At 60.9% G+C, this 20,317-nt stretch carries 14 protein-coding genes and 3 pseudogenes; 12 read left to right on the top strand and 5 right to left on the bottom strand.

The features are described 5' to 3' along the window. Positions 1-73: 73 nt before the first annotated feature. From O3W47_RS14495 to O3W47_RS14475, 5 genes and pseudogenes are all read left to right on the top strand, one after another. Positions 74-2,305, top strand: a complete 2,232-nt coding sequence (locus tag O3W47_RS14495) for an ABC transporter permease (protein WP_269314016.1) — start codon at positions 74-76, stop codon at positions 2,303-2,305. Further along, a pseudogene (locus tag O3W47_RS14490) lies at positions 2,302-3,364 on the top strand (ABC transporter ATP-binding protein). Before O3W47_RS14495 ends, O3W47_RS14490 begins: the two are co-directional and overlap by 4 nt. Before the next feature lie 344 nt (positions 3,365-3,708). Then, positions 3,709-4,383 carry a response regulator transcription factor gene (locus O3W47_RS14485; RefSeq protein ID WP_080815821.1) on the top strand — a complete coding sequence of 225 codons (675 nt, stop codon included), beginning with the start codon at positions 3,709-3,711 and terminating at the stop codon, positions 4,381-4,383. 35 nt (positions 4,384-4,418) lie between these two features. Next, the gene (locus O3W47_RS14480; RefSeq protein WP_269314015.1) at positions 4,419-5,813 is read left to right on the top strand and encodes a sensor histidine kinase; all 1,395 of its coding nucleotides are present in this window, start codon (positions 4,419-4,421) and stop codon (positions 5,811-5,813) included. A gap of 253 nt (positions 5,814-6,066) precedes the next feature. After that, positions 6,067-6,697: pseudogene (locus O3W47_RS14475) on the top strand (outer membrane protein). Positions 6,698-6,829: 132 nt separating this feature from the next. On the opposite strand, the gene O3W47_RS14470 reads toward O3W47_RS14475, so the two are convergent. Next, positions 6,830-7,219, bottom strand: coding sequence for a hypothetical protein (locus tag O3W47_RS14470; protein WP_262533918.1), 390 nt, complete (start codon positions 7,217-7,219; stop codon positions 6,830-6,832). A gap of 134 nt (positions 7,220-7,353) precedes the next feature. Continuing rightward, the gene (locus tag O3W47_RS14465) at positions 7,354-7,785 is read right to left on the bottom strand and encodes a MarR family winged helix-turn-helix transcriptional regulator (protein ID WP_004433168.1); all 432 of its coding nucleotides are present in this window, start codon (positions 7,783-7,785) and stop codon (positions 7,354-7,356) included. Positions 7,786-7,991: 206 nt separating this feature from the next. On the opposite strand from O3W47_RS14465, the gene graD reads away from it, so the two are divergent. The 7 genes and pseudogenes from graD (at position 7,992) to O3W47_RS14430 (ending at position 14,672) form a co-directional block, all read left to right on the top strand. Beyond that, the gene (gene graD / locus O3W47_RS14460) at positions 7,992-8,531 is read left to right on the top strand and encodes an FADH(2)-dependent resorcinol hydroxylase reductase component (RefSeq protein WP_127757696.1); all 540 of its coding nucleotides are present in this window, start codon (positions 7,992-7,994) and stop codon (positions 8,529-8,531) included. 79 nt (positions 8,532-8,610) lie between these two features. Beyond that, positions 8,611-9,839: pseudogene (gene graA, locus O3W47_RS14455) on the top strand (FADH(2)-dependent resorcinol hydroxylase oxygenase component). A 46-nt stretch (positions 9,840-9,885) separates the two neighbouring features. Next, complete coding sequence (tsdA, locus tag O3W47_RS14450; protein ID WP_269314014.1) at positions 9,886-10,869, top strand: gamma-resorcylate decarboxylase; 984 nt, start codon at positions 9,886-9,888, stop codon at positions 10,867-10,869. Positions 10,870-10,872: 3 nt separating this feature from the next. Beyond that, complete coding sequence (gene graC / locus O3W47_RS14445) at positions 10,873-11,928, top strand: maleylacetate reductase (protein ID WP_269314013.1); 1,056 nt, start codon at positions 10,873-10,875, stop codon at positions 11,926-11,928. A gap of 15 nt (positions 11,929-11,943) precedes the next feature. After that, the gene (gene graB, locus O3W47_RS14440) at positions 11,944-12,831 is read left to right on the top strand and encodes a hydroxyquinol 1,2-dioxygenase (protein WP_269314012.1); all 888 of its coding nucleotides are present in this window, start codon (positions 11,944-11,946) and stop codon (positions 12,829-12,831) included. After that, positions 12,828-13,166 (top strand): YciI family protein, encoded by a 339-nt coding sequence (locus O3W47_RS14435; RefSeq protein ID WP_269314011.1) that lies wholly within the window; start codon positions 12,828-12,830, stop codon positions 13,164-13,166. The genes graB and O3W47_RS14435 overlap by 4 nt, the downstream gene beginning before the upstream one ends. Positions 13,167-13,385: 219 nt before the next feature. Further along, entirely contained in the window at positions 13,386-14,672 is a 1,287-nt protein-coding gene (locus O3W47_RS14430; RefSeq protein WP_162935813.1) for an MFS transporter, read from the top strand. Positions 14,673-14,771: 99 nt separating this feature from the next. Here the strand turns inward: O3W47_RS14430 and O3W47_RS14425 are convergent, their stop codons facing one another. The 3 genes from O3W47_RS14425 to mprF form a co-directional block, all read right to left on the bottom strand. Continuing rightward, entirely contained in the window at positions 14,772-16,100 is a 1,329-nt protein-coding gene (locus O3W47_RS14425) for a telomere resolvase (RefSeq protein WP_269314010.1), read from the bottom strand. A 221-nt stretch (positions 16,101-16,321) separates the two neighbouring features. After that, on the bottom strand, positions 16,322-17,707 hold the full coding sequence (locus tag O3W47_RS14420) for a virulence factor (protein ID WP_442864622.1): 1,386 nt from the start codon (positions 17,705-17,707) through the stop codon (positions 16,322-16,324). Next, positions 17,704-20,304 carry a bifunctional lysylphosphatidylglycerol flippase/synthetase MprF gene (gene mprF / locus O3W47_RS14415; protein ID WP_059755123.1) on the bottom strand — a complete coding sequence of 867 codons (2,601 nt, stop codon included), beginning with the start codon at positions 20,302-20,304 and terminating at the stop codon, positions 17,704-17,706. Before mprF ends, O3W47_RS14420 begins: the two co-directional genes overlap by 4 nt. Positions 20,305-20,317 lie beyond the last annotated feature (13 nt).

The following is a 20,317-nucleotide window of genomic DNA, read 5'->3' as shown; positions in this document are numbered from 1 at the left end:
CGACAGGCATCCCGGCTTTTAAAGCCGGGATGTCCGCCACTCTTTCATCGGCATGAAATAAGCGAGGTCGGCCATGACACGTGGCAATCGCAGGCTGGACATCGTCCTGGCGCTCGGGGCTTTTGCCCTCATTCTTCTCCCCTGGTATCGCATCGAAGGCGGCTTTTTCAGCTTCCGCTGGCTGTCCGGATTTTTCTCTACCGCCAGCAATGCGCCAGGCGTGCTGCAGATACTGACCTATGGAAAACCATGGCTTGTCGGCATCGTTCTTTTCTTCCTCGCCGCATGCCTTGTCCGGCCGATGCGTGATCCGATGCGCCGGGGCGGGTTGCTTGCCTTTGTCGGTGCTGCCGGTCTCGTTTTTCTTGCCTTGCAGGGGCTGGCGATCGGTTTTACCGGCTGGACCTGGACGGTGACTGAAAACCTCTTCGGCATGCTTGCCGATGGTCAGGCGTCCATGGGGGCGGGTGCCGTCGTCATGTCGTTCGTCTTCGTGCTTCTTTTTGCCTTCGGACTTGCCGAACGTGGCGTCATGAAAGGCGACGCCTTTGTCGTCGGCGCCATTTCCGTTCTGGTCTTCCTCGTTGCGGTTTTTGTCTTTTATCCGATCGGCAGCATGCTGATCGCCTCCGTTCAGGATTTCGACGGCTCCTTCAATGCCGATGGCTTTATCCGCAATATCAAGGATCCCGGCATCTGGAGCCTTGGCTGCGTCACGGGTGAAGAGCGTTGCGGCGTTGCCTGGCGCACATTGTTTCTCGCCCTGATGACCGCCTTCGGCTCGACCGTGCTCGGGCTTGGCTTTGCGCTGATCGCCACCCGTACGCGCTTTCCCTTCAAGAAAGGCCTGCGGCTTCTCACCGTTCTGCCGATCATCACGCCGCCTTTTGTCATCGGCCTTGCGCTGACGCTGCTGTTCGGCCGCGCCGGCGTCGTCACCGAATGGCTTTCCTATCTCTTCGGCATCGAACCCGGTCGCTGGCTTTATGGCATGACCGGTATCTGGATCGCGCAGGTTCTTTCTTTCACGCCCATCTCGTTTCTGGTGCTGATCGGCGTGGTCGAAGGCGTCAGCCCGTCGATGGAAGAAGCCTCGCAGACGTTGCGTGCCGACCGCTGGCGCACCTTCTGGCGGGTGTCGTTGCCGCTGATGAAGCCCGGTCTCGCCAATGCCTTCCTCATCGGCTTCATCGAGAGCATGGCGGATTTCGGCAATCCGCTGGTGCTTGGCGGCACCCATGGCGTGCTGTCGACGGAAATCTTCTTTGCCGTCGTCGGCTCGCAGAACGATCCCTCCCGCGCCGCGGTTCTGGCGATCATCCTCCTGTGCTTCACGCTTTCGGCCTTCCTTGCCCAGCGTTTCTGGCTGGCAGGCAAGAATTTCGCCACGGTGACGGGCAAGGGCGACAGCGGCGCGCATATTGCCCTGCCACGCGGCCTGTCCATCGGCGTTCACGCCATCGTCGTGCCGTGGATGGTCTTCACCATCGTCGTTTATGGCATGATCCTTGTAGGCGGTTTCGTGAAGACCTGGGGTCTCGATAATTCCCTGACCTTCGATCACTACATCCGCGCCTTTTCCGTCAGCTTCTCGAACGGCTCGATCGCCTGGACGGGCGTTGCCTGGAATTCGTTCTGGACGACGATGGAGATCGCGCTGGTTTCGGCGCCGCTCACCGCTGCCGTTGGCCTGCTGACCGCCTATATCATCGTGCGGCAGAAATTTGCCGGGCGGAACCTGTTTGAGTTTGCGCTGATGATGAGCTTTGCCATTCCCGGCACGGTCATCGGCGTCAGCTACATCATGGCCTTCAACCTGCCGCCGGTGGAAATGACCGGTTCGGCACTCATCCTCATCGCCTGCTTCGTGTTCCGCAACATGCCGGTCGGCGTGCGCGGCGGCATCGCGGCGATGAGCCAGCTCGACAAGAGCCTCGACGAGGCCTCGCTGACGCTGCGGGCCAATAGTTTCCGCACCATCCGCAAGGTCATCCTGCCGCTCTTGAGGCCCGCAATCACGGCCGCACTGGTCTATTCCTTCGTGCGCGCCATCACCTCCATCAGCGCCGTCATCTTCCTCGTCAGCGCCGAATACAACATGGCGACCTCCTATATCGTCGGCCTTGTCGAGAACGGTGAATATGGGGTGGCGATTGCTTATTCCTCCATGCTGATCGTGGTGATGATCACCGTCATTACCGGCTTCCAGCTCATTGTTGGTGAGCGACGCCTGCGGCGCGAAAACCGCGTCGCCGGCCTGCCCTCCGCTTCCTCCGTTCCTCTCGCTCAGGAGAAAACCGCATGATTTCCGTAAAGCCCGGCTCCGTCACCTTTCAGAATGTCCGCAAGACCTTCGGTGCCTTCACCGCCATTCCCGACCTGTCGCTCACCATCGAGCCCGGCACGCTGGTAACCCTGCTCGGTCCCTCCGGCTGCGGCAAGACGACGACGCTGCGCATGCTGGCGGGTCTTGAACATCCGACCTCCGGCCGCATCCTCATCGGCGACAAGGATGTGACCATGCTGCCCGCCAATGAGCGCGACGTCTCGATGGTCTTCCAGTCCTATGCGCTTTTCCCGCATATGACGGCGCTCGACAATGTCGCCTATGGCCTGCAGTCCTCCGGGCTGCGCAAGGCGGAGGCGCGGGAGAAAGCGGAAGAGGGCCTGAAGCTCGTCGGTCTTGCCGGCATGGGGCATCGCCTGCCTGCCGAACTTTCCGGCGGCCAGCAGCAGCGCGTCGCGGTCGCGCGCGCTCTGGTGCTCGAGCCCCAGGTGCTGCTGCTGGATGAGCCGCTTTCCAACCTCGATGCCCGCCTTCGCCGTCGGGTCCGCACCGAAATCCGCGAATTGCAGCAGCGACTGGGTTTCACTGCGGTTTACGTGACGCATGATCAGGATGAGGCGCTGGCCGTTTCCGACCGGATCATCGTGATGAAGGATGGCGAAATCGCCCAGTCGGGTGCGCCACGCGATCTCTACGAAGCGCCGGCCTCCGCCTTCATCGCCGATTTCATGGGCGAGGCGAATGTCGTCGGTTGCGAGGTCATTGGCGTTGAGGGCGCCGATGCGCTGATCCGCGTCGGCGGGGATCGATCATCGGATCTCGGCCCGCAATGCCCGGCCAGGCCCAGCCAAGCTTGCGGTCCGCCCCGGCTCGATTTCCATCGGACAGCCGGGTGGGCAGGGGCTTGCCGGCCGGGTGCTGCACAGCGCCTATCTCGGCGGTCATGTCGAATATGAGGTGGAAACCGATATCGGTACGCTGTTCATTGTCGACCATGCCGTGGAGACCAGCCTGCCGGCGGCGAGCGATGTGACGCTGGGGTTCAAGAACCGGGGCATTGCCTTGATTCAGGCTTGAGGCCGCTGCCGATCCCGCATTCCTGTCGCGACGGAGGCGGATTTGTTCTGCCTCTGTCGGGAACGCCGGTCTCAAATATCCTTTGCCGGACGAAGCGCATCGTAGATCGCCGCATGGGTATTACGTGCGGCGACCGCATCGCCGATCCGTCGGTGAGAAGCCGCAGCAGCGTGAGCTTGACCGGTTTTATGCGAGACACGGGTACAGGAAACGCACGCAATGCCGTCGGATTATGTGCTGTAAGGTGGTAGAAGACGAATTGTCTGCCCGCCCTCCTGCAATGTAGCTGCAACATTTTTCGACCAGTGGTGGGGATGGCAAGAATCCATCTCTGGGGGAAGTCATTGCGAATCTTGCTTCTTGAGGATGAACCCGAAATGGCGCGCGCGCTTCTTGAAGCCCTGCGCCGGCGCGATGTGCTTGCCGATCATGTCAGCACCATCAGCGATGCTGACGCCCTTGCGCGGGACGGGTCTTACGATGTTCTGGTCCTCGATCGCCGTCTTCCCGATGGCGAGGGGCTGAACCTGGTGGCTTCGCTTCGCCGGAGCAGGCATTCCGTGCCGATCCTTGTTCTGACGGCGCTTGGAAGTGTCGATCACCGCGTCGACGGGCTGGATGCCGGAGCGGATGATTATCTTGCCAAGCCCTTTGCAATCGAGGAGCTGCTCGCCCGCCTCAGGGCTCTCCATAGACGCGGCCCTTCTCTTTCCGACAAATATGCGCATTTCGGAAATCTGAGCATCGATCCGCGCAGTAATGAAGTCAGCATTGCCGGCTCAATCATCGAGTTGCGGCGTCGGGAATATCTGGTGCTGGAGGCGCTGATGCGGCGTCCGAACCGCATCGTCACGCGGTCGAACCTGATCGAGGCGGTCTATACGCTCGATGACGAGATCGAATCCAACGCTCTCGATGCGCATATTTCCCGTATCAGGAAGAAGCTGGCCCAGGCTGAAGCCACGGTAGAAATAAGAGCCGTGCGCAATATCGGTTACCTCATCCGGTTGAAGACATGAGGCAGGAGCGCAATCGATCCCTGCGATGGGGGCTGATGAAGCGCCTTTTCGCATTGCAGGCGTTCCTGCTCGTCCTTTTCGTCATCCTTCTCATCGGCTGGACATGGATCATCGATCCACGGCTCGAAGGTGCGAATGAAGAGGCTGCCCGCATCGTCGCGGAGAGCGTGACGAAGGACGAACAGGGCAGGCCGCAACTCTCGGCGACGCCGGAGCTGGCGGAGCTGAAACGGCGCTATCCGAATCTCTGGTTTGTGGTGCGCGATGCCGATGCCCCCGTCTTTCAATATGGCGCGGTCCCGCCGCCCGCCCTGTCGGCGGTGTTTCCCCGGAGTTTTGACCGTGCGCGTCTGGAGGCGGCCGGAACGCTCCGCGCGACCGTTGAAAACCGCGATACAGCCGCCGGGCGGCTTCAGTTCATTGCCGGGACGGAGGAAGGAATTCCCAATGACGGGCTGAGTATCTGGGTCAATGTTCAGCTGGATCTGGAAAAGGATGCCGAGGGCTCCATCCGCTGGCTGACCGTGCTACCGGCGCTGGGCTTCATCATTCTCATCGCCGTCGTGCCCATGCTGATCCTGACAGGTATCGCGACACTGCTCGTGACCCCGCGGGCGGTCGGCCGCTCTTTGAGCGGGCTGATGGAAACCGTCAAACAGGCGCAGTCCATCGATTTCGAGAACCGGTCCGAGCGTATCGACCGTTCGAAAGTTCCCCTTGAAATCATCCCGCTGGTGGATGCCTTCAACGTCGCGCTGTCGAGGCTCGATGACGGATATAATCGTCGCAACCGCTTTCTTGCCGATGCGGCGCATGAGCTGAGGACGCCGATCGCAATCGTACGCACCAGAGCCGACCTCTTGCCCGATGACGCGCTGAGCCGTCAGATCAGGGCCGATATCGACCGCTTGACGCGCGTTGCCCATCAGCTGCTGGAGATGCAGGCGGTGGGTGCGGTGAAACTGCCGGCGGAGCCGCGCGATCTCAACAAGCTTGTCGAGCGTATCGCGACCGACCTCGCCCCGATTGCGATGGATGCCGGATATGAATTCGATTTCGAGCCAGGCGAGGGCGAAGTCGTCTTCACGGTGCAGACGTCGATTATCGAGATGGCGGTCGTCAATCTTGTGCGCAACGCGATAGACCATGCCGGCGGCAAGGGCGCAATTGCGATCCGGGTCGATCCGGCGGGGGCCATCGAGGTCTGCGATGAAGGGCCGGGCATAGCTGTCCCGGAGCGCGCGCAAGTATTCGAGCCGTTTCACCGCATCAACACGAACTCGCCCGGAGCAGGCCTTGGGTTAAATCTGGTCCAGAAGGCGGCGGAGCTTCATTGCGGCCGTGTTTTGTTCGTCGATCTCAATCCCGGCTTTTGTGTCCGGCTCGAAATTCGATCGATAGGTTCGAAAGGCACTACGACCGCGTTGTGATAATGAAATTTCTTACGATTTGGTTAAGGAAATTTACCTAACTTATTTATTTAAATAAATAATTTCGAATAAAATTCGTTCCATGCAATGCAGGCGTAATTCTCGCGGGGAAAATCCCCTTATCTGCTGAACGCATCCGCACGTCATGTCGGTCGGCGCAGCAGACAAACGGGAGCCGGTTTCCGGTTCTTCAACGCGAACTGAAACTTGGCTGCGCCGGAAGATGGCGCATCGGTTTCGTCTGGAGTCATTCATGTCGATCGTCAAGAAATCGCTTGTCGCCGTGACCATCGCCGTCGCGGTTGCAGGCAATGCCCATTCCGCCGATCTCACCAACTACAATACGCAGCAATCCTTCGATTATGGCAGTCCGCCGGCCTTCTCCTGGGGCGGGGCCTATGTGGGTGTGCATGGTGGCGTCGCTTCCCCGAAATTCAACCCGTTGGCCAGCGGCCGCGGCCTGACGGGCGGGTGTTCAGACCGGTTATAACTTCCAGTTCGGTTCCGGCGTGGTCGGTGCGGAACTCGAAGGGTCCTATCTCGGGAATGAGGCGCGTGTGCCGAACGGTCGTTTGCGGGAGCGTTTCCGGGGCGCGGCCAAGATGAAGGCCGGCGTGGCGCTCGACCAGACGCTGGTTTACGGCACCGCCGGCCTGACCACGACAAAGTTCAAGGACGGAAACGGCGTGACAGGTCCCGATGGCTGGAAACAGGGCTATCTGGTCGGGGCGGGCGTCGAACAGAGTTTCGGCGGCGGCCTGTCGGCGAAGTTCGAATATAATTATGTGAGCACCGGAAATGTGGCCACGACGACCGCGAGCGGCAAATCGAAAACCGATGTCAGCGATCATGTCATCAAGGCCGGCCTGAATTATCGCTTCTGATCGGCCCTTCCCATGACAGATTCCAGGGAGAATTCTCAAAAGAACGCCGCCGCTTTCGGCCTGGAAGCGGCGGTGAAAAAGGGCGGGGCGCGGAACATGCGGAACCGGGCCGAAATTTGAAACCCGCAACGGTCATTCGCATTCGAGTGAGGGTTGTCGGAAGCTCGTAACATACCATTCGCCCCCGGAATTGCGGGTGTAGAAGGTATAGAAGCAGTCGATGCGCTCGATATAGGCCGGAGTTTCGGACACTTCGTAACGCTCGCCACGTCGTGTTGTCCGCACCTCGCCACTCGACGATCCGGCGACAGCCTGCGTTTTGTTTTTCCGCCATTGATAGGCCTGCTGGCCGGGACCCAGACTGTAGATATTGTCCGGCGGCCCGTAGTCCAGCATCACGCTGGTGATGGGTGCGCCGATATAGCTTTTCATGACAGTCGAGGCGCAGGCCGTGAGCAGTATCGATGCGCCGGCGATAAGGAAGATTGCTGCCGGGACTGCAAGGGACGATCTGTTGGACATGGAAATTCCTTTCTGCGGTGACGTTCGCAGGGATAGGAACCGGTTATTGCAAGTACATTGCACGGGAAGATTGTCGGGTGGGCCGTGATTGCCGGTCGGTTTCCGCTCGAGAGCTAGTTTGCCGGCTATCGGCGTCAGAGGCCGGCAATGTTGCGGCCGATGTGGCGCAGGATGCTTTTAAAGAGCTTCACTTCAGCCGGATCGAGGCCCTCGATCGCGGTTTTTTCGAACATGGCGGCGATGGGCATGAGTTCATCGGCCAGTTCCTCGCCCTTCGGGGTGAGGGTGATGCGCACGATGCGCGCATTGTCGAGCGGCCGTTCGCGGCTGACGAGGTTACGCCGGACCATCAGCCCCACGAGCCGGGACAGCGTGGAAATCTCCACCGACACCATGTCCGAAAGCTCGGTCAGCGTCTTGCTCTCCTGCTGCCGCAGCGTCGCCAGCACGCGATACATCGGCAGGGTGATGTCATAGGAGGCCAGTCTTACGGAAAAGCGCTCGCCAAGCCGAACGCCCACCCAGTTGAGCAGGTAGGGTACCGAATCGGTGAATTGATAGGACACGAGCAAATCCCCGTTTGAGAACCATCTGCGCAGATGCTGATGTGCGCCTATCGGCTGTACCGGCACAATCCATCCGTTTCAATAGCTTCGCCCCATAAGACAGGGGAATGCGGCGTTCTCCCCTTCACAAAAAATGACGAAAAACATTTGCATTGACAAACATTGCAAATGCAAATAAATAAGAATGCAGGATTTGGGAGGATCTCATGACATCAGCATTGTTTGGCCTGAGCAGCCTTGCGCCTGAAGGCGTCGGTCAGAATTTCCGTTCGACGATGCGCCGTTTCCCGGCGACTGTGACGGTTATCACGGCCCGTGCTTCCGGTGATCAGCGCGATCACGGCATGACGGTAACGGCCGTCACCTCGGTTTCGATGGAGCCGCCGTCCCTGCTGGTTTGCCTGAACAATCGCACCCTGCTGCATGAACTGCTGCTGTGCCGGCCAGATTTCATCGTCAATGTGCTGACGCAGGATCAGATTGCCCTGTCGGATGCCTTTAGCGGCAAGGTGTCGCCGGAAGAGCGTTTCCGAGATGGTCAATGGCAGCGCCACGACAATGGCGTTCTCTATCTGCCCACGGCCCATGCCGCCATCGCCTGCCGCCGGGTTGCGGCCATGCCTTACGGAACCCACACCGTCTTCATTGGGCAGGTTGTTTCGGCCGATGTCAGCGAGACGACACGGCCGCTGCTTTACGAAAACGCCCAATATTGCGCCGCAAGCCCCGCGAGCCTGCCCGCCTGATCATTGCCGCCCAGATAATCCCGGCGGGATAACCTCCGGCCAGCAACATCCGGCCAGTAAAGTCCGGAAGGAGACAATCATGAACGATATGAGCCATGCGCCGCTGCCGGCGCAAACGAACCCGCGTGCCCGCCTCGCAAGCCGCGTTACCGGCATAGCCGATCTTTTCCGGGCGAGCGCCAAACAGACGGAAGAGGCCCGGCGCGTTCCGGCCAGCCACATCGAGGCGCTGCGCGGCATCGGTTATTTCGATATCGTCAAACCCCGCGCCTTCGGCGGCAAGGGAGGGATTTCGCCGAGCTGGTCGAGGCCAATATCGAGCTTTCGGCTGCCTGTGCGTCGACCGGCTGGGTCGCCGGCCTGCTGTCGGCCCATCAATGGCTGCTGGCGATGTTTCCGGAAGAGGCGCAGGCCGATGTCTGGGGTGAAAACCCCGATGCACTGCTGTGCGGTTCCTATGCGCCGGTGAAGATGGCGGAGCTCGCCGATGGCGGTTATCGCCTGAGCGGCAAATGGGCTTTCGCCTCGGGCTGCGAAAACGCGCAATGGTCCCTCTGCGCCGCCATCCTGCCGCCGCAGGGCGAGGGCAAGCCGGTTCCCGCCTTCCTGCTCGTTCCCGCCGGGCAATATGTGATTGAAGACACCTGGCACGTGGTGGGCCTCGCCGGCACGGGGTCCAAGACGCTCGTTCTCGACGATGTCGTCGTTCCCGAACACCGGGTTCTGACCTTTCCGGACGCGACCAGCGGAAAGACGCCCGGCGGGCATTATTATGCGGAGGAAGGCCTGTTCAACATGCCGCTTCTGACCGGCATTCCCTCCTGTCTCGCGGCGGCCGGCGTCGGTGCGGCCAGGGGCGCGCTTGCCGCCTATGTCGATCACGTCGGCGGCCGGGTGACGCGCGGTGCGGTGGCGGGCGGCAATAATCGCATGGCCGAATTTCCGACCATCCAGCTGCGCGTCGCGGAAGCAGCGGCGAGCGTCGATGCGGCTTGCGAAATATTGCTGCGCGATGTTGCCCGGGCACAGGCGCTCTCGCAGGCAAGGATCGAAGGCCGGGCGGAATTTACGGTGGATGACCGTCTTCTCAGCCGTCGCGGTCAGTCCTTTGCGGTGTCTCTCGCCTTGCGCGCCGTGCAGGCGCTCAACGATTCCACCGGCGGCGTCGGGCTCGATCTTTCCAACCCGGTGCAGCGGGCGTGGCGGGATGCGAATGCGGTCGGCCGTCATATCAGCATGAACTGGGACGCCGTGGGCACCATGATCGGCCAGAGCATGCTCGGGCTGGAACCCAAGGGCCAATATTGATCGCCTCTCAGGCGGCAAATCAAAGAGTGAATTCGGAGGAAACCACATGCAAGGCAAGGTCGCTCTCGAGGAGCATTTCGCAATCCCTGAAACGCTTCAGGATTCGGCCGGGTTCGTACCCGGCGACTACTGGAAGGAACTGCAGCACCGCCTGCTCGACATTCAGGATACGCGCCTGAAGCTGATGGATGCGCATGGCATCGAAACCATGATCCTGTCGCTGAATGCGCCGGCGGTGCAGGCCATTCCCGACAGGAAGAAGGCGATCGAGATCGCGCGCCGCGCCAATGACGTTCTCGCCGAAGAATGCGCCCGGCGGCCGGATCGTTTCCTCGCCTTCGCAGCCCTGCCATTGCAGGACCCTGACGCGGCGACTGAGGAGCTTCAGCGCTGCGTCAACGATCTCGGTTTCGTCGGCGCGCTCGTCAACGGCTTCTGCCAGGAGGGTGATGGCCAGACGCCGCTTTATTACGACCTGCCGCAATATCGCCCATTCTGGGGCGAGGTGGAAAAGCTCGACGTGCCCTTCTACCTGCATCCGCGCAACCCGCTGCCGCAGGATTCGCGCATCTATGACGGCCATCCCTGGCTGCTCGGCCCCACCTGGGCTTTTGCGCAGGAAACGGCCGTGCACGCATTGCGTCTGATGGCGTCCGGCCTGTTCGATGAGCATCCGCGTCTCAACATCATTCTCGGCCATATGGGCGAAGGCCTGCCTTACATGATGTGGCGCATCGACCACCGCAATGCCTGGGTGAAGCTGCCGCCGCGTTATCCGGCCAAGCGCCGTTTCGTGGATTATTTCAACGAGAATTTCCACATCACCACCTCGGGCAATTTCCGCACCCAGACGCTGATCGACGCCATTCTGGAAATCGGTGCGGATCGCATCCTGTTTTCCACGGACTGGCCCTTCGAGAATATCGACCACGCCTCCGACTGGTTCAACGCGACGACCATCGCCGAGGCCGACCGGGTAAAGATCGGCCGCACCAATGCGCGCCGCCTGTTCAAGCTTGACGGGCGCTGAACCATGCAGCCCTTCGTCTATATGGCCGCTCCCGCCCGCATCGTCTTCGGCGCGGGCAGCTCGGCGGGGGTGGCGGAGGAAATCCGCCGCCTTGGCCTGTCGCGGGCGCTGGTGCTTTCCACGCCGCAACAGAAGGGCGACGCGGAGGCGCTTGCCGCCCGGCTCGGCCGGCTTGCCGTGGGTGTCTTCTGCGATGCGGCCATGCATACGCCGGTCGAGGTGACGAAAAACGCGGTCGAAGCCTATCGCGCCGCCAGTGCGGATTGCGTTGTGGCGCTCGGCGGCGGCTCCACCACCGGTCTCGGCAAGGCCATTGCGCTGCGTACCGATGCGGCGCAGATCGTCATTCCGACCACCTATGCCGGCTCCGAGGTGACGTCCATTCTCGGCCAGACGGAAAACGGGGTGAAGACCACCATGCGCGGGCCGGAAATTCTGCCGGAAGTGGTGATTTACGATGCGGAACTGACGCTTGGGTTGCCGGTCGCCATAAGCATGACGAGCGGGCTGAACGCCATGGCGCATGCGGCGGAGGCGCTTTACGCGCAGGACCGCAATCCCATTGCCAGCCTGATGGCGGTTGAGGGGCTGCGGGCGATGATCGAGGCGCTTCCCGGCGTGAAGGCTGGGCCGCAGGATGTAAAGGCACGCGAGACCGCGCTTTATGGTGCGTGGTTGTGCGGCACGGTGCTTGGCGCCGTCGGCATGTCGCTGCATCACAAGCTTTGCCATACGCTGGGCGGCAGTCTCGATCTGCCGCACGCCGAAACCCATGCGGTGCTTCTGCCGCACACCATCGCCTATGTGGAACAGGCGGTGCCGGATCTGCTTGCGCCGCTTGCCGCTCTTGTAGGCGGCAGGGCCGGGGCAGGGCTCTACGATTTTGCCGCCCGGCTTGGCGCGCCGTCGAGCCTTTCGGCTCTCGGGGTCCGGGCGGGCGATCTCGACCGCATGGCGGAGCTTGCAACGGCCAATCCTTACTGGTGCCCGCGGCCAATTGAAAAAACTGCGATCCGCGACCTTTTGCAACGCGCCTTCGAGGGCGCGCGGCCGGAGTGATGGGAGGAGGAGACGATGGATATGAAGATAAGCAATGATGACGGCTACTTCGTTGAGGAGCGTTCGGCTGAAACCGTGATCGCGCGGATGCGCGACTGTGACGATCCGCGTCTGAAGGAAATCATGGCGGTGGTGACGCGCAAGCTGCACGAGGCGGTGAAGGAAATCGCACCGACCGAGGAGGAGTGGATGAAGGCCATTCATTTTCTCACCGAGGTCGGCCAGATCTGCAATGAATGGCGGCAGGAATGGATCCTGTTTTCCGATATTCTCGGCGTCTCCATGCTGGTCGACGCCATCAACCATCGCAAGCCGAGCGGCGCGTCGGAATCGACCGTTCTCGGCCCCTTCCATGTCGCGGATGCACCGGAAATGCCGATGGGTGCGAATATCTGCCTCGATGGCAAGGGTGAGGATATGGTGGTCACCGGCCGTATTCTCGATACAGACGGCGCGCCGGTCGCCGGCGCGCGTATCGATGTCTGGCAGGCCAATGACGAAGGCTTTTATGACGTGCAGCAGAAGGGCATCCAGCCCGATTTCAACCTGCGGGGCGTCTTCATCACCGGCGAGGACGGGCGCTACTGGTTCCGGGCCGCCAAGCCGAAATATTATCCGATCCCGGATGACGGTCCGGTCGGGCAGCTGCTGCGCGCCATGGGGCGTCATCCCTACCGGCCGGCGCATCTGCACTATATCGTTTCGGCCGAAGGCTTCACCACGCTCGTCACCCATATCTTCGATCCCGACGATCCCTATATCCGTTCGGATGCGGTCTTCGGGGTAAAAGAAAGTCTGCTCGCCGATTTCCAGCGGGTGGAAGATGCGCAGAAGGCGCGGGACCTGGGTTTCATCGGCGACTGGTTCTGGTCGGTGAACCACGATTTCGTGCTCGCCCGATGAGCGGCGGGAGCGACCGAACCCGGCTTTACGTGCGTTTCGCCGAAAGCGATCCTGCCGCGGCCGCGCAACGGGCGGCGCAGATAGAGGCTCACAAGGCCCATCTGCGCAATGGCGAGGCGATGGCGGAAGGGTTCAAGATTCTTGTCTCCGGCCCGATGAGCGCGATTGCCGAAGGCCCATCCGCCGCCCTCATTATTGCGCAGGCGCGCTCCATCGAAGACGTCATCGCCTTCAGCGATGCCGATCCATTCGTCATTCACGGTGTCTATAACCGCATTCATATTTTGAGCTGGACGCCGACGCTGTCGACGATTTCCGGGCTGGGGCCCGGCTAAAATTTCGTCGGCGCGGTGCGCCTGGCATTTGTTAATATTTCATTTGCAATTTTTGCAAATGCAACATTTAATCGAAGGCGGGTGATGCTGGCGATATGTGCTTGACAGGAGCAGGGCACATATCAGTGTGGAGCACGCCGGGCACTCACGGAGGATATCGCAGGAACGGGAGACGCTTATCCATTCCGGATGGCGCGTTCATGCGTGAAAGGGAGGAACATGTCCACGAATTATCTGAGCGCCGCGTCAGCGCGGACGAAGAACCCGGCCGGCGTTATCGCGACATGCGGCCTGATGATCATGTTTGACGGTTACGATCTGGTCGTTTACGGCGCCGTCGCACCTGCACTCTTGAAAGAAAGCGCATGGGCGCTCAATCCGGCCATGGTCGGGCGCGCTGCCGCGCTGACGCTGGTGGGCATGTTGCTGGGGGCGCTTTTTGCCGGCACCATGGCCGACCGCATCGGCCGCCGGAAGGTGGTTCTTCTCAGCCTCGCTGGCTTTTCGGCGATGATGATCGCCTCGGCCATGACGCCGAATTTCCTCGCCTTCGAAATCACGCGCTTCTTCGCCGGTCTCGGGCTTGGCGCGCTGTTGCCGACGGTCACCGCGCTGGTGCTGGAATTTTCGCCGCCGCATCGCAGGGCGCAGGCCAATTCCCTGTCTTTCCTCGGTTATCTTATCGGCGGCATCATTTCCGGCGTCATGGGCATCCTTCTTCTGGAGACTTATGGCTGGCGACCCTTGATGCTGATCGGCGGCCTGCCGCTTATTCTTCTGCCGATCTTCATGCGGTTTCTGCCGGAATCGCCCGAATGGCTGGCAAGCAAGGGCCGGCAGGCGGAGGCCGACGGCATTTGCGACAGCTACGGTCTGCAACGCATCGTGCCGCATGCGAAAATTCAAAAGGGCGGTGTCGGCGCGCTGTTCTCGGAAGGCCGGTTGCTCTCGACGCTGAATGCCTGGGGCATCCACTTCTGCTCGCTGCTTCTCACCTTCGGCATGGTCAACTGGCTGCCCACCATCATGAACAAGATGGGTTATGACATCAGCTCGGCGCTCAGCTTTTCCGTCATGCTCAATGTCGGGGCTGCGATCGGCATTCTCATCGGCGGGCGGTTTGCGGATAAGGGCAACGTCAAGGTGGTCGTGGCGATCCTGTTTGCCATCGGCGCCGCCTCGATCTTCGCCCTGACGGTGAACAAGGGTCCGCTTCTTTATGCCTTCGTCGCCCTTGCGGGTGCGGGCACCATCGGCACGCAGATTCTCGCCAATGTTCTGGTGGGACGGCTCTACCCCGTTCATATTCGCGGCACGGGTCTTGGCTTCTCGCTGGCGGTCGGGCGGCTCGGCGGCATTGCGGGTCCGATGATCGGCGGCCTCGTGCTGCAGCGGGGTCTGGCGCCCGAGTGGAATTTCTACATTTTCGGCTCGGTCGCACTTGTGGGGCTGATGCTGACGGTATTGACCCTGCTTTACCGCACCTCCGGTGACGCGCGGGTTTGATCAATGAAACGGCTGGCCGCGGAGAACTGAAATCCGCGGCCGGCGCGTTTCCGGCAAAGCTGCCGAGCGGTTTTACGCCCGGAAAATGACTTTAACGCATCATGCCTTGCGGGATACCGGCGCGATTGTCGCCATCTGCTGCAGCGTCCGTTCGTTGATGCGTTTTGCCCGTGCCAGCGCATCGTCGCGATCTTCCGGCAGTGTATAGGTCATATAGGACAGCGAGGTTTCGAGGTCGTTGTTGTTATGTCCGAGAATGGCGGCGAAGTAGCTGTTCTTGGTCACATGCGGCGGCGCGAAATTGTGAAAGGCCACCTCGGCATAGAGGTGCCGGAGGCCATAGGGCTTGGGAAGCTCTTCCTTCGGCCAGAGATCCTCGAACAGGTTAAAAACCGTGTCCCTGAGCAGCAGGCGGGTTTCCGACGAAAAATCGTCGATCGACATGCCATGCCACAATTTTCCCTGTCCGCTTTCGCGCAGGCGCCTATAGGCGGCCAGAATGGTTTCCGAGCGGGCAAGCACCGGGATTTCATAGGTAATCCCGAATTTCGTTCCTTCGCCCTGTTTCGTCTTGGCCTGGCCGTTGAACAGGAGGCTCCATTTGGAGACGCCCTTACCATAGGGGGCGGGTGAAAATTCCGCCTGGGTGAAGACCTCGTAGGGGCGGCGTCCCGTCATGCCGATCAGGCCGATGCCGATCATCAGGGGATCGGGGGACAGGAGCTTATCGGCGCAAATCTTCAGAACCTGCCGATAATTCTCGAAGGTGATCAGCGCGCCGTGCTTTCTGGCGATTTTCTCCATCTTCACCCGGCGTGCATCGTCATACATCGCGGCATCGCCGGTGGCGATCTTCAGCATCGGGTGGTCGTCGCCGAAGGCCTCGCGGATGGCGTTTCGATATTTGGTGATGTAGGAGATGATCGTGGTCTGGGCTCTGCCCTTCATGGTGCTGATTTCAGCATTCCACAGGGTCTGCATCTCTTCTTTCGTTCCCATGCCGTTCATCGCCGAAATGAAGTCCGCGATGCGCAGCAGAACGGTCGGCTTGCGACCGGCGCTATTGAACTCCGCCCGCTCGATTTTCTCGACGATGGAGGTCGCCACGCCGGTCTTCGTATAGTCGGCGCGGGCAATATAGGTGTTCAGCCGCTCGCGCAGCTTCTTCATGTTGCAGATGGCAAGCGGCGTGCTCTTGACGCCGAACTCGGCCTTCAGCGCATTGCGATATTTCATGATGTAGAGTTCGAGCGTCTTTTCGGTGCGGCCATTGTCGAAATGGTAGCGGACCTCGGCATCCCACAGATCGCGGATTTTTCTGTTGCGCAGCGTGTCATCGCTCTTCATCGCCTCTTTGACCTGGCTGACGAAATGATCGATGCGTTCCACGAGGACTGGTGTTTTCGTCTTTCGCTTTGAAGCGGGCATGCGGCGGCTCCCTGAACCCGTCCGGAAATATAAAATCCATGGTTGGCGATCAACAGCAGCACGGTTGCGGAAATGTGATGAACATCCACTGCAGGCCGGTTTCTTTTGAATAATAGTTTAAGCGATTCCGCAAGCACGGCCGCGACGCGAAGAAGCATCGGCGATGCATTCGCCGTCAAAGATTATCCGAGATGCGGAATATCGGCCTGTGATGATGCAGGCTATTTCGGCAGCCGGGTCTTCAGTGAGGTCACGATACGCTTGGCCAATCCCTCATAGTCCTCGTCAAAATGGTGGCCGCCCTCGATGCCGACCGCTTCCACGCCCTTGGCTTTCAGGCCGGGACAGGGGTCTTCATCTTCTTCTTCCGTGCCATAGATGCATTGCACCAGCTTCGGATCGATCTTGGCGATGTCGTCCACCGTCTTGCCGCCCTTGCCTTCACCGGCAACGCCAAGCCAGCCTTCGACGGAAATCTCGAAATCCACTTCGGTCGAAAGTCCCATCAGGGTCAGTTGCACGACATGCGACTTGTCGCGGTCCGGCAGCAGATTATAGGTGGCGGGAAGAATATCGGCACCGAAGGAATAGCCGATCAACACCACATTGCGGACTTTCCATTCCTTGCGATAGGTGTCGATGATGCGGCCGAGATCGGTGGCAACTTCCTGCGGTTTCTTTTCTTTCCAGAAATAGCGGAGCGAATCGACGCCGATGACGGGTATGCCTTCCTTCTGGAAGGCGCCGCCGACTTCCTCATCGAGATCGCGCCAGCCGCCGTCGCCGGAATAGATCACCGCCATGGTGTCCATTACCGGGCTGGTTTCCAGAACCTTGATCGGCAGGCCGAGCGGGCTGTCGGTGTCGCCTGCGGCGTCGATCTGGTCGGACAGGGTCTGGGTCAGAACCTCGTCCGCCTTGTCATCCACATCCGTCACGTCGATATCGGGATGCAGCTTGACGAGCGCATTGACGTGGTCGCGGCCCTTCTGATCCGCGGCAGGCGTGAACAGCACGCTGACGGGGGCGGGCAGTGGGCCGTCGGTCAGGCCATAGACCGTTTCGCCATCCGCCTTGTCCTTGGTGGCGGGGGTGCAGAGGATTTTCTCGAGCGGCAGGCCGGCCTTGGGGTCGACGGCGATGGCTTCCCGGACGGTGGAGACGGGGCTCTGCGCAATCATCGCCAGCGCCAGCGTTCCGCCCTTGCCGATGCCGGTGAGGATGGGCTGACGATAGCTGCTCGTGCCGGCGGTGCGCTGAATCTGCTGCGAGAGCGACTCGATGTCCGAGATCATATAGATGCACTCGTCGTCATCGGCCTCGAGCGCCTTCAGATATTCCCTGAAGTCGATGCCGACCACGGCTGCGCCCTTTTCCACCAGCGCCTTGGCGCGGGTTTCATCGGCGGCCGTCCATCCGTCCGCATCGGAAATCAGGAAGACGCTGGCGAGGATATCGCCATCCGGCACCATGATGTGTCCGGCGGGGATCATGCCGGTCTCGTAAGCGGGCTTGTCCTGCGCAAAAACGGCGCCAGAAACAAACAAGGGGGAGGCGAACAGGGCGGAGGCGGCAAGAACCGCTTTCAGCATGCTGGATTTTCTCATTTTCCGATCACTCCTCTGACGCCGCCGCTGATGAGAACCGTCGCATCCATCAGCGCCAGAGCGGCGTCTGCGCCGTTCTGCACGGCAAGGTAACGCGGTTCCCATTTCGGGTGGAACTTCGCCTTGAAGGCGCGAAGTCCCTTGAAGTTGTAGAACCGTTCGCCGTGTTCGAACAGCGTGCTGCCGATGCGGTCCCAGACGGGGGCGGCGTCGCGCTTCGACATGCCGGACATGGGGGCCATGCCGAGATTGAAGCTCTCATAGCCCGCCTCGCGCAGATATTGCATGATGCTGACGAAGAGAAAATCCATCGAGCCGCGCGGGGCATCCGGCGAAAACCGCATGAGGTCGACGGTGGCTTCCTTTTTCGTGTCCGTCACCATCAGATTGGCGAAGGCGGTGATCTTTCCATCCTTGCGCAGCACGGCGACGGGTTGCGACAGGATGTAATCCGGCTCGAAAGCGCCAAGAGAGAAGCGCTTTTCCCGGGTGTTGTGGTGGGCGAGCCAGCCGTCGGAGACCTGTTTCAGCTCATCCAGAATATCCGCCACCTGCGCTTGCTCGACCACCTCGAAGGTCAGTCCGTCGCGCGCGCCGCGGCTCAGCGACTGGCGAAGATTGGCGAGCTTGCCGCCCTTCAGTTCGAATGCGGTGAGATCGACCAATGCCAGTTCGCCGAGCTTGAAGGCGCGCAGGCCGGCATCGGCGCAATGGGAGAGGAGAAAAGGCGAAATCTGATAAAAGGCGGCGCGCGCGCCGGCGGCGCGGGCGGCTTCCACGAATTGCCAGACCAGATCCGGAAAATCATCCTCATCGCCGACCGGATCGGCGAAGGCGATCCATGAGCGGCCTTGAATCCCATACATGATGAAGGCGTTGCCGCTTTCGGAGAACATCACGTGTTTGTCGCCCATGCGCACCAGATTGGCGTCGGCCGCATCCTGTGTCATGACGATGCCGGTCGCACTCGTGACGTCGTCGGCCTTGATGGCGTCCGGCCTGAAGGCCACCGGCCGCATCAGGCTGAAGATGGCGATGGTGGAGGAGGCGAGCACGAGGCCGAGAAGGGCGCGCAATCCGCGCGGCGCTTCCTCGGAGAATTCGAACTGCCACCATAATGTCTGGCTGTAATCCGTATCGCGATAGACGAAGAGCAGGATTGTCGCCGCGCCCGCAATGATGACGGCCATGGCGGCGAGCCAGCTTGGTCCCAGCGCCTGCTTCACCAGCGAGGCATGGCGGTTGAAGCTGCGCATATTGACGGAAAGGGCCGCGATGAAGACGCCGAGAATGGCGGCTTCGAACACGGCGATGGCCTTGAGGAGCGAGAGGACCAGCGCCAGCGAGGCGGCGACCAGCGCAATCCACCAGGCGCCGTCCAGCCGCTGCCCGAGGCCGCGCGAGGCGACGACAAGCACGAGGCCGAGAATGCTCGTCAGAAAATGCGCCGCCTCGACGATGGGAAGCGGTACGAAATTGGAGAGGAAATCCAGATTGCTGTCCGGTGTCGGCGTCACGCTCGAGAAGATCAGCATGGTGCCGAGGATCATCGCGAAGGTCGATAGCAGCGGCGGCGCGAGCCGCACGGCAAGCTGGCTGATATCGGAGACAACAGGCTTTGCCGCGAACTGCTTCATCTCCGAGACGAGCATCACCAGAATGGCCACCACCAGCGGCAGCACGTGATAGATCACGCGGTAGAGAACGAGGCTTCCGAGAAGCTGGTCGACGCTGATGGCGTTGCCCAGCCCCGCAACCATGACGGTTTCGAAGACGCCAAGACCGGCGGGCACATGGCTGAGGACGCCGAGGCCGACGGCGGTGGCGTAGATGGCGAAAAATGTCGGCCAGCCGAGATGCGTGTCGGGCAGCAGGACATAAAGCACCGAAGCGGAGGCGGCGATATCGAAGGCGGAGACGAGAAACTGGCGCGACGATGTCCGGCTGTCCGGGAGACGAAGACGCCATGCACCGAGCCGGATGGCGCGCCCGTTGCGCCCGACATAGGCCGCGACCACGAGAACCGCGATTATGGCAAGCGCTGCACCCCTGAGAATAGCGGCATCGACGCCGATGATGGCGGCGATGCGCGGTGCGACGATGAAGGTGGAGATGGCGCTGACCGAAAGCAGCCCAAGCCCGAAGGACAGCGTGACGAAGGCGATGACGCGGGCGATTTCGCCGGGTGACAGACCCAGTCGGGAATAGGCGCGAAAGCGGATGGCGCCACCGCTCAAGGGGCCGAAACCGGCAGTATTGCCAATGGCATAGGCCGCAAACGCAGTTGCCGCCATGGGCGGAAAGGGCAGCTTGCGGCCGATATATTCGATGGCATTGGCGTCGTAGAATATCAGCGCCAGAAAGCTGAGCGCGGTGAAGACGATGGCGAGCAGCACCGCCGAGGCCGAGGTCTGCGTCAGCGCATCGATGACGTCGTCATAGCGGACTTCGGAGGTCAGGTGATAGATGGCGAAAGTCATCATCACGAAGACCAGCGTAATGGCGATCGCGGTCAGATAGGGGCGGTTTCTGGCAAAAAAGCTTTCAACCGCAGATTCCGTAACATCGGTTTGTGTAATTTCGCTCTTGTCTGCCATTTACTTTGCCCAG

It is taken from the genome of Agrobacterium sp. LMR679, from assembly GCF_027157905.1.
Lineage (GTDB): Bacteria > Pseudomonadota > Alphaproteobacteria > Rhizobiales > Rhizobiaceae > Agrobacterium > Agrobacterium leguminum.
Note: the sequence above shows the minus strand (reverse complement) of the source record. Positions and strands in the feature narration are given on the sequence as shown.

What these genes read in the sequence shown, in the direction of transcription:
- O3W47_RS14495 (WP_269314016.1), top strand. Translation starts at nt 74, where the DNA reads ATGACACGTGGCAATCGCAGGCTGGACATCGTCCTGGCGCTCGGGGCT.
- O3W47_RS14480 (WP_269314015.1), top strand. Translation starts at nt 4,419, where the DNA reads ATGAAGCGCCTTTTCGCATTGCAGGCGTTCCTGCTCGTCCTTTTCGTC.
- O3W47_RS14470 (WP_262533918.1), bottom strand. Translation starts at nt 7,219, where the DNA reads ATGTCCAACAGATCGTCCCTTGCAGTCCCGGCAGCAATCTTCCTTATC.
- graD (WP_127757696.1), top strand. Translation starts at nt 7,992, where the DNA reads ATGACATCAGCATTGTTTGGCCTGAGCAGCCTTGCGCCTGAAGGCGTC.
- tsdA (WP_269314014.1), top strand. Translation starts at nt 9,886, where the DNA reads ATGCAAGGCAAGGTCGCTCTCGAGGAGCATTTCGCAATCCCTGAAACG.
- graC (WP_269314013.1), top strand. Translation starts at nt 10,873, where the DNA reads ATGCAGCCCTTCGTCTATATGGCCGCTCCCGCCCGCATCGTCTTCGGC.
- graB (WP_269314012.1), top strand. Translation starts at nt 11,944, where the DNA reads ATGGATATGAAGATAAGCAATGATGACGGCTACTTCGTTGAGGAGCGT.
- O3W47_RS14435 (WP_269314011.1), top strand. Translation starts at nt 12,828, where the DNA reads ATGAGCGGCGGGAGCGACCGAACCCGGCTTTACGTGCGTTTCGCCGAA.
- O3W47_RS14430 (WP_162935813.1), top strand. Translation starts at nt 13,386, where the DNA reads ATGTCCACGAATTATCTGAGCGCCGCGTCAGCGCGGACGAAGAACCCG.
- O3W47_RS14425 (WP_269314010.1), bottom strand. Translation starts at nt 16,100, where the DNA reads ATGCCCGCTTCAAAGCGAAAGACGAAAACACCAGTCCTCGTGGAACGC.
- O3W47_RS14420 (WP_442864622.1), bottom strand. Translation starts at nt 17,707, where the DNA reads ATGAGAAAATCCAGCATGCTGAAAGCGGTTCTTGCCGCCTCCGCCCTG.
- mprF (WP_059755123.1), bottom strand. Translation starts at nt 20,304, where the DNA reads ATGGCAGACAAGAGCGAAATTACACAAACCGATGTTACGGAATCTGCG.